This window comes from Mesorhizobium sp. 01N446 (assembly GCF_056399285.1).
On record NZ_JBFTRA010000004.1, the window covers coordinates 288,111 to 302,048 of the forward strand.

Consider the following 13,938-nt stretch of genomic DNA (forward strand, 5'->3'; position numbering starts at 1 on the left):
TGCGAGATAGCTGCCATGGCACCCACCCCCTCGATCCCCAAGGCCGCGTTCTGGATGGCGCTGTCGATTACCTCTTTCCTGGCGATGTCGGTCGCCGGCCGCGCCACGACAGCCGAACTCAACGTCTTCCAGGTGCTGGAACTGCGCTCGGTGATCGGCTTCTTCATCCTCTTGCCGCTGGTGCTGACGAGCGGCGGCTTTTCGGCGATGCGCACGCAGCGTCCCCTCGCCCATATTGTCCGCAATGTCGTCCACTATAGCGGCCAGGCGGCATGGCTCTACGCCTTGACGCTTATCCCGCTGGCGGTACTGATCTCGATCGAATTCACCACGCCGATCTGGACGGCGATCCTGGCGGTGACGTTTCTCGGCGAAAGGCTCTCCCGGCCAAAACTCGCGGCGGTCGTGCTCGGACTGATCGGCGTGGTGGTCATCGTTCGCCCCGGTGTCGGCTCGGCCGATCCAGGACATCTCGTCGTGCTCGGTGCCGCGGTCTGCTTCGGTATCTCTGTGGTCATGGTCAAGTCGCTGACGCGCACCGACAGCGTCGTGCGCATCATCTTCTGGATGCTGATCATCCAGTCGGTGGTCGGCCTCGTTCCGGCGCTCTATACGTGGCGCAATCCGCCGCTGGAGCTGTGGCCATGGATCGTTCTGATTGCCTTCTCCGGCATGTCGTCACATTTCTGTATGGCCCGCGCGCTTGTCTATGCCGACGCCACCGTCATTTCGCCGATGGATTTCCTGCGCGTACCGCTGTCGGCGCTGATCGGCTGGCTGCTTTACCACGAGCAGATCGACGCCTTCACCGCCGGCGGCGCGCTGCTGATCCTGACGGGCAATCTGCTCAACCTGCAGCGCAAGCCGGTAAAGCCGGCTGAAGTGGCGGCATCGTAGCGGTCCGCCAGTCAGTCGCCTGCGTCCGGTATGTTGAGAACATGCCCGCAGGCCTTGCAGTGCACCGCGTCCGGCTCGTGCCGCTGCAGCCCGCATTGCGGACAGGGGAAGAAAACCTTGGCCGGCCGGAAGATCGCCTGCGCCAGCCTGACGAACAGCGATATGCCGATGATCATGGTGACGATCGCCGTCAGCTTGCCGGCCATGCCCGGCAGCACGATGTCGCCGAAGCCGGTTGTCGTCACCGTCGCGACGGTGAAATAAAGCGCGTCGATGTAGTTTTCCAGACCGGCGCCGTTGCGGAAGAAGAAGGTGTAGACGAAGCCGGTGATGACGAACAGAAACGTCAACAGGTTGATGACCGCGTGGCTTGCCTCGCGCCACGGCCTCAGACCGCGCATCTCGAAATGCCGCCAGATCGAACCGCTGCGCGACAGCGACCACAGCCGCAGGATGCGCAGAAAACCGAGATTGGCGAGCGCCGTCGGCATCAGCAGCGTCAACAGGATGAAGACATCCACCCAGGAGGTCGGCTGCTTCATCAGCCGCAGCATGTCGTTGGAGGCCAGCAGCCTGGCGACCAGATCGGCGCCGACGAGCGCCGCCACCGCATAATCCAACCACAGGAACGAGGCCGATTGCTGGATGACGGGTGTGGCGATGAAGAAGCCGATGATGGCCAGATCGATGACGATTGCCGCAACCTGAAACCGGAAGGCGGCCGGCGTGCGCCCATGATAGAGCCTGCGCAGCGTGTCGCGCAGCCGCGCCATCGCGGAACGATCCTGTGATGCTTGCTTGTCCGCGGCCTTCATGCCGATCGCGATGACATGGGCGGCATGTGCCGACGCCTGCCAGGGGCCCCGGTCACACCAGTTCCACTTCGACCACGCCGGGCACGGCGCGCATCGCCGAGGCGATTTGTGGCGAGACCCGGTAGCCGCCCTGCAAGGCGATCTCGACCTCGCCCTGCGCCTCTTCCTTGATCACGATGATGCTCACCTGGCTTTCGCCGCGCTGGGTGAGCTGGGACTGGATTATCGAGGCGGGCCCATCGTTCCTGACGAAAATGCGCAGCGCCTTTTGGATGCGGCTTGCCTCCTCCTCCAGCGATTGCACGGAATTGATCCGCAAATTAACGCCCTCGGGCCTGTCCTCGGCCGCAACGGTGATGACGACGGATCGGCCGGCTTCCAAAAGGTCACGGTACTGCGCCAATGCCTCGGAAAACAGCACGGCCTCGTACTGGCCGGAGGTGTCGGAAAAGGCCACCACGCCCATCTTGTTGCCGGTGCGCGTCTTGCGCTCCTGTTTGCTGTTCACCGTGCCGGCAAGACGGCCGGCGGAAGCGCCGCGCTTGACCGCGGCCGAGAACTCCGCCCAGTTCTGCACCCGCATCTTCTGCAAAGCCGCCTTGTATTCGTCGAGCGGATGGGCCGAGAGGTAGAAGCCGACGACCTGGAATTCGCGGTGCAGCCGGTCGGCGGCGAGCCACGGGTCCGTCACCGGCAGGTTCAGCGCCTGCGACTGTGCGCCGAGCGAAGCGCCGAAAATATCGGCCTGGCCGGAAACGGCATTCTGCTGGGCAAGTGACGCCAGCCCCATCATCCGTTCGACGCCAGCAAGCATCTGGGCGCGGTCGTGGCCGAAACAATCGAGCGCGCCAGCCATGATCAGGCTTTCGAAGACGCGCTTGCCGACGATCTTGGGGTCGACCCGCTCGCAGAAATCGGCGAGATTCTTGAACGGCTTCTCGCCACGCACGGCAACGATGTGCTCGACCGCCGCATCGCCGACGCCCTTGAGCGCCGCCATCGAATAATAGATCCGGTTCTCGCCGACCTCGAAGGGCCGGAAGCTGGTCATAACAGACGGCGCCAGCACCTCGATGCCGAGGCGCAACGCATCCTGGCGGAAGTCGGCGAGCTTGTCGGTATTGCCCATGTCGAGCGTCATCGACGCCGCCAGGAACTCGACCGGATAATGAGCCTTGAGATAGGCCGTCTGATACGAGACGACGGCGTAAGCGGCGGCGTGCGACTTGTTGAAACCATAGTCGGCGAATTTGGCCAGCAGGTCGAAAATGAAGTCGGCTTGCGGCTTGCTGACGCCTCGCTCGACAGCGCCCGAGACGAAACGCTCGCGCTGCTTGTCCATCTCGGCGCGGATCTTCTTGCCCATGGCGCGGCGCAGAAGATCGGCTTCGCCGAGCGAATAGCCGGACAGCTCCTGCGCGATCTGCATGACCTGTTCCTGGTAGACGATGACGCCTTGCGTCTCCTTCACCAGATGGTCGATCTTCGGATGGATCGAGGCCATCTCCTCCTCGCCATGCTTTCTGGCGTTGTAGGTCGGGATGTTCTCCATCGGGCCCGGGCGGTAGAGAGCGACGAGCGCGATGATGTCCTCAATGCAGTCGGGCCGCATGCCGATCAGCGCCTTGCGCATGCCGGCACTTTCCACCTGGAACACGCCGACCACCTCGCCGCGCGACAGCATGGCGTAGGTCTCGGGATCGTCGAGCGGGATCGTCGCCAGGTCGATGTCGATGCCGCGCCGGCGGATCAGCTTCACCGCCGTCTCCAGCACGGTCAGCGTCTTCAGGCCGAGGAAGTCGAACTTCACCAGCCCGGCCTGCTCGACATATTTCATGTTGAACTGGGTGACCGGCATGTCGGAGCGCGGATCGCGGTACATCGGTACCAGTTCCGACAGTGGCCGGTCGCCGATGACGATGCCGGCGGCGTGTGTCGAGGCGTGGCGGTACAGCCCTTCCAGCTTCTGCGCCATGTCGAGCAGCGTCTGGACGATCGGCTCCTTCTCGGCCTCTTCGGCAAAACGCGGCTCGTTGGCGATGGCATCCGCGAGCTTGACCGGATTGGCCGGGTTCTGCGGCACCATTTTCGACAGCTTGTCGACCTGGCCATAGGGCATCTGCAGCACGCGGCCGACGTCGCGCAGCACGGCGCGGGCCTGCAGCGTACCGAAAGTGATGATCTGTCCGACCTGGTCGCGGCCGTATTTCTGCTGGACGTAGCGGATCACCTCTTCGCGACGATCCTGGCAGAAGTCGATGTCGAAGTCGGGCATCGACACGCGGTCGGGATTGAGGAAGCGCTCGAACAGCAGCGAGAAGCGCAGCGGATCGATATCGGTGATGGTCGTCGAATAGGCGACCAGCGACCCGGCGCCCGAACCACGGCCCGGCCCGACCGGAATGCCTTGCGCCTTGGCCCATTTGATGAAGTCGGCAACGATCAGGAAGTAGCCCGGGAATTTCATCTTCTCGATGATGCCGAGCTCGAATTCGAGCCGCTCGCGATATTGCTCGACCGTGTAGCCCGGCGTCGGTCCGTGCAGGGCGAGCCGCGCGTCGAGCCCTTCCCGCGCCTGGCGGGCGAGCTCGGCGGCCTCGGCCTTTTCGGCCGCGTCCTTGTCGGAGGCATCACCGCCGGTGAAGCGCGGCAGGATCGGGCTGCGGGTCTTCGGATAATAGGAACAGCGCTGCGCGATCTCGACCGTGTTGTCGATCGCTTCCGGCAGGTCGGCGAACAGCTTTGCCATGTCGGCCTGGCTGCGCAGGAAATTGTCCGGCGACAGCCGGCGGCGGGTGTCGACGGCAACAACGGAGCCCTCGGCAATGGCAATCAGCGCGTCATGCGCCTCATAATCGTCGCGCGACGAGAAAAACGCTTCGTTGGTGGCGACCAGCGGAAGCTCATTCGCATAGGCGAGATCGATCGTCTGATGCTCGATGACCCGATCGTAGCCCGCGACCCGGTCCAGCTCGACATAGAGCCGGTCGCCGAACAGTGCCTTGAGCGCCAAAAGCCGCACCTCGGCCAGATCGCGGCGATCCTCCTTCAAGGCGTTGCCGATCGGGCCGCGCGGCCCGCCGCTCAGGCAGATCAGCCCATCGGCCTTACCCTCCAGCATCTCGGTTGTCAGGTGCACCGCCTCGCCGGGCGGCGTTTCCAGATAAACGCGGCTGACCAGCCTGACCAGATTGGAATATCCGGCTTCGGTCGCGGCGAGCAGCACGACCGGCCGCATTTCCGGGCCTTGCCGCCGGCGATCGCGCTGGCCGTCGCTGTTTTCACCGGAAAAGGCGAGCGCAATCTGGCAGCCGATGATCGGCTGGATGCCGTCCTTGACCGCCTTCTGCGCGAATTCCAGCGCGCCGAAAAGATTGTTGGTGTCGGTGACGGCAATCGCAGGCGCCTCGTCCTTCACCGCGTGACCAACGATCTTGCCGAGCTGAAGCGCGCCCTCGAGCAGCGAATAGGCCGAATGCACGCGCAGATGCACGAAGGGCCGCGCCGGCACCTCCGGACGCGCAGCCGCAATCGCGGCTTCGCGCTTCAGAGGATCGCGTGGAAGTCTGTCATCCGCCATGGTTTCTCGCGCTGCCGAAGGCTCTGAGTCGATGGAGATGTATTGTCCGGGACCCGACGATACCAGTCCAGCACAAACCACAGTCAGCCACAGGCTTGCTGCGGCCTGCCGGCTAAGGTGTTGAGATTCAGGTCAGGCCGGCCTCACCTGAATATCAACAGACCTCAGGCGAATTCCATGATCACGGCGTCCACCGCCAGGCTGTCGCCCGGCTTGGCGTTGAGCTTCGACACGACCAGGTCGCGTTCGGCGCGCAGCACGTTTTCCATCTTCATCGCCTCGACCACGGCCAAGGTCTCGCCGGCCTTGACCTCCTGGCCCTCGGCGACGGCGATCGACACGACGAGGCCGGGCATCGGACACAGCAGCAGTTTCGACGTATCCGGCGCCACTTTTTCCGGCATCAGTCTTTCGAGCTCGGCGATACGCGGCAGCATGGCGCGCGCGGTCACCGACATGCCTTTCCAGGCGATGCGAAGACCGTTGGCGACGGGCCGGATCTGGGCGACGACGGAGCGTTTGCCGACCGTGCCGCGCCAGATCAGGTCGCCCGGCCGCCAGCCGGATGAAACGGTCAGCGCCTTGCCGCCGTCGATAGACAGGTCGATCTCCATCGGAATGGAAATCATGCCTTCGAGAATGGACGCCTGTAGATAATCCTCGCCGATCTTCACCACCCAGTCGCGCTTCAGCGCCCCCGAATGCGGCGCCAGCCGCCCGCCCAGCCGATCGAGCCGGTCGCGGCGTAACAGCTCCACCGCGGTCACGATCGAGGCGAGAACGGCCTTTTCTTCGCCGCTCGGCACGACGGGCGCAAAACCGTCGGGGTATTCCTCGGCGATAAATCCTGTCGATATCGCCCCTTCCCGCCAGCGCGGATGCTGCATCAGCGCCGCCAGGAACGGAATGTTGTGCTCGATGCCGTCGACGACAAAACTGTCGAGCGCTTCCGACATGGCATCGATCGCCTCGATGCGTGTCGGCGCCCAGGTGCACAGCTTGGCAAGCATCGGGTCGTAGAACATCGAAATCTCGGAGCCTTCGGTGACTCCGGTGTCGTTGCGGATGACGATATCGCCGAACTGCCCCTCCTCAGGCGGCCGGTAGCGCGTCAGCCGGCCGATCGACGGCAGGAAATTGCGGTACGGATCCTCGGCATAGAGCCGGCTTTCCACCGCCCAGCCATTCAGCTTGATGTCGCTTTGTTTCAGGCCAAGCTTCTCGCCGGCGGCGACGCGGATCATCTGTTCGACCAGATCGATGCCGGTGACGAGCTCGGTCACCGGATGCTCGACCTGCAATCGTGTATTCATTTCAAGGAAATAGAAGTTCTTGTCCTTGTCGACGATGAACTCGACCGTGCCGGCGCTCTGATAGTCGACGGCCCTGGCCAATGCCACCGACTGCTCGCCCATGGCCTTGCGCGTCTTGGCGTCGAGGAATGGCGACGGCGCCTCTTCGGCCACCTTCTGGTTGCGGCGCTGGATCGAGCATTCGCGCTCACCGAGATAGAGCGCGTTGCCATGCGCGTCGGCCAGCACCTGGATCTCGATATGGCGCGGATCGACGACGAATTTTTCGATGAACACGCGGTCGTCGCCGAACGAACTCTTGGCTTCCGAGCGAGCCCGGTCAAAACCGTCGCGCACTTCGGACTGGTTCCAGGCGATGCGCATGCCCTTGCCGCCGCCGCCGGCCGAGGCCTTGATCATCACGGGATAGCCGATCTCGCCGGCGATCTTTTCGGCGTGGTCGGCATTCTCGATGACGCCAAGCCAGCCGGGCACGGTCGAAACCTCGGCCGCGTTGGCGAACTTCTTCGATTCGATCTTGTCGCCCATCGCCTTGATCGCCTTGGGCTTCGGGCCGATGAAGACGATGCCTTCCTTCTCCAGCGCTTCGCAGAAGGCAGCGCGCTCGGACAGGAAGCCATAACCGGGATGCACAGCCTGAGCCCCGGTTTCCTTGCAAGCCGCGATGATCTTCTCAGGGACAAGATAACTCTGCGCGGCCGGCGAAGGCCCGATATGCACCGCCTCGTCGGCCATCTCAACATGCACGGCATCGCGATCGGCATCGGAATAGACCGCGACTGTGGCAATCCCCATCTTGCGCGCCGTCTTGATGACGCGACAGGCGATCTCGCCACGATTGGCGATCAGGATTTTCGTGAACATGCTGAGGTCATTCCCCTCCGGTCGGTCGTTCCTTTTATGACCTGTGCTTGCGGGGTCAAGCCGGCCATGCAAATCACTGGCTTTCAATCGATTTGCGATTCCAATTCTTCGCTGTGGCCCAGTCTCGGCACCAGCTTCCAGTTGATCGTGTCGATAAAACCTGAAACCTTGGAAAAAAATTCGCATTGGAGGACGCCTGATGAAAACCCGCGCCGCTGTCGCTGTCGCCGCCGGAAGGCCGCTGGAGATCATGGAGGTCGACCTCGACGGTCCGCGCGAGGGCGAGGTGCTGGTCGAGATCAAGGCGACCGGCATCTGCCACACCGATGAGTTCACGCTGTCGGGCGCCGATCCGGAAGGCCTGTTTCCGGCGATCCTGGGGCATGAGGGCGCCGGCGTGGTGGTCGATGTCGGCAAGGGCGTCACCTCGGTCAAGAAGGGCGACCACGTCATTCCGCTTTACACGCCGGAATGCCGGCAGTGCCCGTCCTGCCTGTCCCGCAAGACCAATCTGTGCACGGCCATCCGCGCCACGCAGGGCCAGGGCCTGATGCCCGACGGCTCGTCGCGCTTCTCGATCGGCAAGGACAAGATCTTCCACTATATGGGCTGCTCGACCTTCTCCAACTTCACCGTTCTGCCCGAGATCGCGGTAGCCAAGGTCAACCCGGACGCCCCCTTCGACAAGATCTGCTACATCGGCTGCGGCGTCACCACAGGCATCGGCGCCGTCATCAACACCGCCAAGGTCGAGCAAGGCGCGACCGCGGTGGTCTTCGGCCTGGGCGGCATTGGCCTCAATGTCATCCAGGGCCTGAAACTGGCCGGCGCCGATATAATCATCGGTGTCGATCTCAACAACGACAAGAAGGAATGGGGCGAACGGTTCGGCATGACGCATTTCGTCAATCCGAAGGAGATCGACGGCGACATCGTCCCTCACCTCGTCAACATGACCAAGCGCGGCGCCGACCAGATCGGCGGCGCCGACTACACGTTCGACTGCACCGGCAACACCAAGGTGATGCGCCAGGCGCTGGAAGCCTCGCACCGCGGCTGGGGCAAGTCGGTCATCATCGGCGTCGCCGGCGCCGGCCAGGAAATTTCGACGCGCCCGTTCCAACTGGTCACCGGCCGCACCTGGATGGGCACCGCCTTCGGCGGCGCGCGCGGCCGCACCGACGTGCCGAAGATCGTCGACTGGTACATGGACGGCAAGATCCAGATCGATCCGATGATCACCCATCTGCTGAAACTGGAAGACATCAACAAGGGGTTCGACCTCATGCATGAGGGCAAGTCGATCCGAAGCGTCGTCGTTTATTGAAGCAAGCCACACGCCGCCGACCGACCGGCCAGCGACCTCTGTGGTTCAAAACTGGGAGGAGAAAAGAATGGCGGAGAAACTGCATCCGAAAATCGACAATGGCCTGCCCAAGGAGAGCGCGAGCTTTGCCGGCGGCACGCTGGTCTGCGCCTGCACCAGCAAGCCGGTCAAGGTGAAGGTCAAGGGCCAGATCGCCCACAACCACGCCTGCGGCTGCACCAAATGCTGGAAGCCGGAAGGCGCCATATTCTCGGTGGTGGCCGTTGCCGGAACCGGCGACGTCACCGTCACCGAGAACGGCGACAAGCTGAAAGTGGTCGACCCCTCGGCCCTGATTCAGCGCCATGCCTGCACCGGCTGCGGCGTCCATATGCACGGTCCGGTCGAGCGCGACCATCCGTTCAAGGGCTTGTCCTTCATCCACCCCGAGCGCTTCGTCGAGGATGGCTGGTCACCGCCGGGCTTCACCGCCTTCGTCTCGTCGATCATCGAATCCGGCGTCGACCCGAAACGGATGGACGGCATCCGGGCGCAGTTGAAGTCGATCGGGCTCGAACCCTATGACTGCCTCAACCCCGGCCTCATGGACTATATCGCCACCTGGACGGCGAAGAAGTCAGGCGCCTTGCCGGCCTGAACGCTGTAAGATTTCAGACAGGGGCCGGACACGTTTCCGGCCCCTGTCCGTTTCGGAGAGACTATGCCCGCACCTGCCATCTACGTCGACGCCGACGCTTGCCCGGTCAAGGCCGAGGTCGAAAAAGTCGCCGAGCGCCTTGGCGTCGTCGTCACCTACGTCTCCAACGGCGGCTTGCGGCCCTCGCGCGACCCGATGATCCGCAATGTCGTGGTCTCCAAGGGAGCCGACGCCGCAGACGACTGGATCGTCGAGAACGCCAAATCCAACGATGTCGTGGTGACGGCGGACATTCCGCTCGCCGCTCGTGCGGTAGCGCTCGGTGCCCACGTGCTCGGGCCAACCGGACGGCCATTCACGCCCGAAACCATCGGCATGGCGGTGGCCATGCGCGACCTCAAGCAGCATTTGCGCGAAACCGGCGAGAGCAAGGGCTACAATGCCTCTTTCGCGCCGCAGGACCGTTCGCGGTTCCTCGGCGAACTCGACCGTATCTTGCGGCGCGCCCTGAAATCCGCCACACCCAGCTAGAAACAGAGCGCCATCCAGGGTGGAGACCGCCATGGCCGCCGAACCTCCGATCCCAAAACCCATGCAGCGCCATATGCTGTTTGCAATGTCGGCGTGCTTCGGTGCGCTTGCGTTCCTTGTCGCGTTGCTGCTGCATGCCCAGCTCGCCTATTCGATCGGCGCCAACGCCTTTTTCGCCGCTTACGTCATTCTCGTCGTCAGCCAGATGCCCAAATTCACCGGCAAATATCTGAGCAAGAATGCCCGCGCAACCGACCAGCCGGTGCTGGTCATCTTCGCCGTGACGTTCGTCGTCGTTGTGGTCGCAGTTATCTCACTGTTCCTCCTGATCAATCAGAAGAACAGGGGCAACTCCGTCGAGCTCGGTTTCGCGCTGCTGTCGATCCCGCTCGGCTGGTTCACCATCCATGCCATGGCCGCACTTCACTATGCGCATGTCTATTGGATGGACGGCGATGCGGTCGACGCCGAAACCAAGACGAAAATCCCGGTCGGCGGATTGCTGTTTCCAGGCGACAAGCGGCCGGAAGGCTGGGATTTCCTCTATTTCTCGACAGTCATCGGCATGACCGCGCAAACCGCTGACACCAACATATCGACCACGCATATGCGTTGTGTCGTGCTCGTTCACTCGATCCTGTCGTTCTTCTTCAACACCGTCATTGTCGCCGCGGCCGTCAATCTCGCTGTCAGCCTGGGCGGTCCGTAATAAATCCGTGATCGGGTGAAACATCGGTTTGGATCGCGACGTATCAGGAGGACAATGAACGCGCAGGCCACGCCGTGACGCCGGGAGACGAGACAAGATGGAATCCGTTGCCAGAAGCCAATCCGCCACCGGGCCGGACGCTCCCGTGTCGAGCGACAGCACGCTGATCTACCGGCAATCGCGCTGGACGCGGCTGACGCACTGGATCTGGGCCATCTCGCTGTTCTTCATGCTGCTTTCCGGCCTGCAGATCTTCAACGCCCGGCCGCAGCTCTACATCGGCAAGCAATCCGGCTTCGGCTACAACAACACCATCTTCGAAATCGGCGCCGAAAACACGAGCACCGGGCCGCGCGGCTACACGGCAATCTTCGGGCACCGCTTCGACACGACCGGCGTGCTTGGCTGGTCGGGTCCGCCAGGCAACGAGACGGCGCGCGGCTTCCCGTCCTGGGCGACCATCCCGTCCTACTATGATCTCGGCACCGCCCGCGTCATCCACTTCTTCTTCGCCTGGATCCTGACGACGACCTTGCTCGTCTGGCTGGTCGCCGGCCTGGTCAATGGCCATATCAGGCGCGATCTCGCCCCGCGCCTCGACGACCTCAAGCGGCTGCCACGCGACATCGTCGACCATGCCAAGCTGAAATTCCATCATACGCGCGAATACAACACCTTGCAGAAGATGGCTTATGGCGGGGTGCTGTTCGTGCTGTTGCCACTGATGATCATCACCGGCCTTGCCATGTCGCCCAGCATGAATTCGGTGCTGCCCTTCCTCAACGAGGTGCTCGGCGGACGGCAGACGGCGCGGACCATCCATTTCACCGTCATGCTGCTGCTCGTCGGCTTCTTCATCATCCACATCCTGATGATCCTGGCCGCCGGCCCGATCAACGAATTGCGCTCGATCATCACCGGCTGGTACCGCACCGACCCTCCCGCGCAAGACGACAAGACCACCGAGAGGAGTGCCTGACATGGCGAAATTCCAGATCAGTCGAAGGAAATTCCTGACCGCAGCCAGCCTTGGCGCCTCCGGCATCATGCTGTCGGGTTGCGACGCCTTCGACAGCCAGTTGAGCATCGGCAGCGGCCTGCGCAGCTTCCTCGAAAACGCCAATGGCCTGACATATCGCGCGCAGCGCCTGCTTGCCGGCCGTGACGCTCTGGCGCCGGAATTCACCGAGGCCGATATCCGCCAGCCGCAGCGGCCGAACGGCGTCACCGCGCCTGACGATGACACCTACAAGGGTCTGCTCGCCAACAATTTCGCCGACTGGCGGCTGGAAGTCTCGGGCCTCGTCGAAAAGCCGCTGTCGCTCAGCCGCGAACAGCTTCAGAACATGCCGAGCCGCACCCAGATCACCCGCCATGACTGCGTCGAGGGCTGGAGTTGCATCGCCAAATGGACGGGCACGCCGCTGTCGCTGGTGCTCGACCAGGCGGTGGTCAAGCCTGAGGCGCGCTATGTCATGTTCCATTGCCTCGACACGATCGACCGCAGCCTTTCCGGCGACATCAAATATTACGGCACGATCGACCTGATCGACGCCCGCCATCCGCAGACGATCCTCGCCTATGGCCTGAACGGCAAACCCTTGCCGGTCGAGAATGGCGCGCCGCTGCGCGTCCGCGTCGAGCGCCAGCTCGGCTACAAGATGCCGAAATATCTCTACAAGATCGAACTGGTCGACGGCTTCGCCAATGTCGGCGGCGGCCGCGGCGGTTATTGGGAAGACAATGGCTACGACTGGTATGGCGGAATTTGATGACCGCTCGCATACACGCCGAGCACGATTTGTCGCCGATCGAGTTGAGCTCGCTCGAGGAACGCCTCCACAACGACAACCGGCGCGCGACAGACCGCGCCGATGACCGGGGGCTGACTTTCGTTATTCGCGACGGCGCGGGAAACGCGATCGGCGTTGCTGCCGGTTACTCTTGGGCGAATACGTCCGAGCTGACATTGATGTGGATTGACGAGGCCTATCGAGGTCGCGGCTATGCAAGCCAGTTGCTCAGCGCTTTTGTCGCTGAGGCAATCGATCGCGGCGTCAGGAGAATTTGGGTCTCCAGCCACGACTTCCAGGCGCCGGGTCTCTATGAGAAGGCTGGCTTCCAGCGCATCGCCGAACTCTCGGAATGGCCCGAAGGCCACTCCAACATCATCCTTTGTAAAACGATAGCAGCCGACGGCGCGCTTTAGGCGACTTTCTCGAGCAGCGGCCTCAGCGCCGGATGGATCTCCGGCGAGGCATGCTTGATCAGGGTCAGCAGTGCACGCTCGTTCTCATACAAGGGTCGGTTCGCCCCAATATGCTCGACCAGCCATTTGGCTTCGCCGGCATCTATGGTCTCGGCACGGCGGGCCAAGGCCTCGGCCGCCCTGTTCTTGGCTTCCCATTCGGCCTCGATGTCATCGGGCGACCGGTAGGCCTCGATGATGCCGGCAAGGCCGCCGGAGACCATACGGCTGAAGAAGCCGCCGATTTGCGGATCGGCGCGTTCGAGGAAGTTTTCCTGGCGCAGCGCCACGTCGCGGGTCGGCGCTTCATAGCCGGCCGAGCACATGACGAAATTGGCGATCGCCTTGACGAACAGGTCGTTCCAGGACGGATCGTTCTTGGCCTGGGCGGTCTGTTCATTGATCCTGAACAGCACCTCGGCCTCGCCGCGGGTGATGGCGATGTTGCCGTCGCCGCCATGGGCGTGGAGGATACGCCGCAGCAATTCGACTTCCGCCTTGGCGATCAGTCCGGGCACCAACGCGCCGCCCAGCATCAGCGGTCCCTTGCCGTCGATGACGGCGTGCGCAACCTGCTCCAGCGCGTAGACGCAAAGCTTGCCCGGCGAGGACCTCGCCTCTTCCAGCACATGGACCAGCAATTCGAGTTCGGTGCGGCTGTCGACCATGCCGTCACGCGAAATGGTGCGGACCAGCCAGTCGGCATTCTCCTGCGAGATGTAGCCCGAGGGCTTTTCCTGATGGACGATGTAGTCGGTCACCGCCTCGACGAAGAACGGTGCCCATTCCGCGCATTTGTCCTGGGCTGTCTGGTCAAGAGCGAACAGCGCCTCGGCCTCGCCTCGTGTCACCACGCCATCGGCGAACACGTCGCGACGCAGCATCGCCACGTCCTCCGAGGCGATGCGATTCTTCGAGGTCAGCCCCGCCACCGGCGCGCTCATGATCAATTCGCCCATCTGTCGTCCCCGTCCGCCCCGAAGCCTTACATCGTGCCTGCTATATCAGGAGTGTCTT

At 63.0% G+C, this 13,938-nt stretch carries 12 protein-coding genes; 8 read left to right on the forward strand and 4 right to left on the reverse strand.

Annotated features, from left to right (window positions below):
• Positions 1 to 15: 15 nt before the first annotated feature.
• Complete coding sequence (locus AC1DPX_RS18300; protein ID WP_477238590.1) at positions 16 to 897, forward strand: DMT family transporter; 882 nt, start codon at positions 16 to 18, stop codon at positions 895 to 897.
• A gap of 11 nt (positions 898 to 908) precedes the next feature.
• Here AC1DPX_RS18300 and AC1DPX_RS18305 read toward each other — a convergent pair whose 3' ends face one another.
• From AC1DPX_RS18305 to AC1DPX_RS18315, 3 genes are all read right to left on the reverse strand, one after another.
• Entirely contained in the window at positions 909 to 1,712 is an 804-nt protein-coding gene (locus AC1DPX_RS18305; RefSeq protein WP_202354185.1) for an ion channel, read from the reverse strand.
• A 52-nt stretch (positions 1,713 to 1,764) separates the two neighbouring features.
• Positions 1,765 to 5,292 carry a DNA polymerase III subunit alpha gene (gene dnaE, locus AC1DPX_RS18310; RefSeq protein ID WP_477238592.1) on the reverse strand — a complete coding sequence of 1,176 codons (3,528 nt, stop codon included), beginning with the start codon at positions 5,290 to 5,292 and terminating at the stop codon, positions 1,765 to 1,767.
• Between the two features lie 164 nt (positions 5,293 to 5,456).
• The gene (locus AC1DPX_RS18315; protein WP_477238594.1) at positions 5,457 to 7,469 is read right to left on the reverse strand and encodes an acetyl-CoA carboxylase biotin carboxylase subunit; all 2,013 of its coding nucleotides are present in this window, start codon (positions 7,467 to 7,469) and stop codon (positions 5,457 to 5,459) included.
• Between the two features lie 199 nt (positions 7,470 to 7,668).
• Between AC1DPX_RS18315 and AC1DPX_RS18320 the strand changes: the two genes are divergently transcribed.
• From AC1DPX_RS18320 to AC1DPX_RS18350, 7 genes are all read left to right on the forward strand, one after another.
• Positions 7,669 to 8,796 (forward strand): S-(hydroxymethyl)glutathione dehydrogenase/class III alcohol dehydrogenase, encoded by a 1,128-nt coding sequence (locus AC1DPX_RS18320; RefSeq protein WP_477238596.1) that lies wholly within the window; start codon positions 7,669 to 7,671, stop codon positions 8,794 to 8,796.
• Between the two features lie 67 nt (positions 8,797 to 8,863).
• Positions 8,864 to 9,433 carry an S-(hydroxymethyl)glutathione synthase gene (gfa, locus tag AC1DPX_RS18325; RefSeq protein ID WP_096446550.1) on the forward strand — a complete coding sequence of 190 codons (570 nt, stop codon included), beginning with the start codon at positions 8,864 to 8,866 and terminating at the stop codon, positions 9,431 to 9,433.
• 63 nt (positions 9,434 to 9,496) lie between these two features.
• A complete protein-coding gene (locus AC1DPX_RS18330; protein ID WP_056572226.1) occupies positions 9,497 to 9,964 on the forward strand; it encodes a YaiI/YqxD family protein in 468 nt (155 codons plus the stop codon).
• A gap of 31 nt (positions 9,965 to 9,995) precedes the next feature.
• Positions 9,996 to 10,673 (forward strand): DUF1345 domain-containing protein, encoded by a 678-nt coding sequence (locus AC1DPX_RS18335; protein WP_202354182.1) that lies wholly within the window; start codon positions 9,996 to 9,998, stop codon positions 10,671 to 10,673.
• A gap of 97 nt (positions 10,674 to 10,770) precedes the next feature.
• Entirely contained in the window at positions 10,771 to 11,652 is an 882-nt protein-coding gene (locus AC1DPX_RS18340; protein ID WP_477238598.1) for a cytochrome b/b6 domain-containing protein, read from the forward strand.
• Position 11,653: 1 nt separating this feature from the next.
• Entirely contained in the window at positions 11,654 to 12,445 is a 792-nt protein-coding gene (locus AC1DPX_RS18345) for a molybdopterin-binding protein (protein WP_202354180.1), read from the forward strand.
• A gap of 29 nt (positions 12,446 to 12,474) precedes the next feature.
• A complete protein-coding gene (locus AC1DPX_RS18350; protein WP_477238599.1) occupies positions 12,475 to 12,882 on the forward strand; it encodes a GNAT family N-acetyltransferase in 408 nt (135 codons plus the stop codon).
• On the opposite strand, the gene AC1DPX_RS18355 is transcribed toward AC1DPX_RS18350, so the two are convergent.
• Positions 12,879 to 13,880, reverse strand: coding sequence for a hypothetical protein (locus AC1DPX_RS18355; protein WP_202354179.1), 1,002 nt, complete (start codon positions 13,878 to 13,880; stop codon positions 12,879 to 12,881). The two genes, AC1DPX_RS18350 and AC1DPX_RS18355, sit on opposite strands and share 4 nt — an antisense overlap.
• Between the last annotated feature and the right edge of the window lie 58 nt (positions 13,881 to 13,938).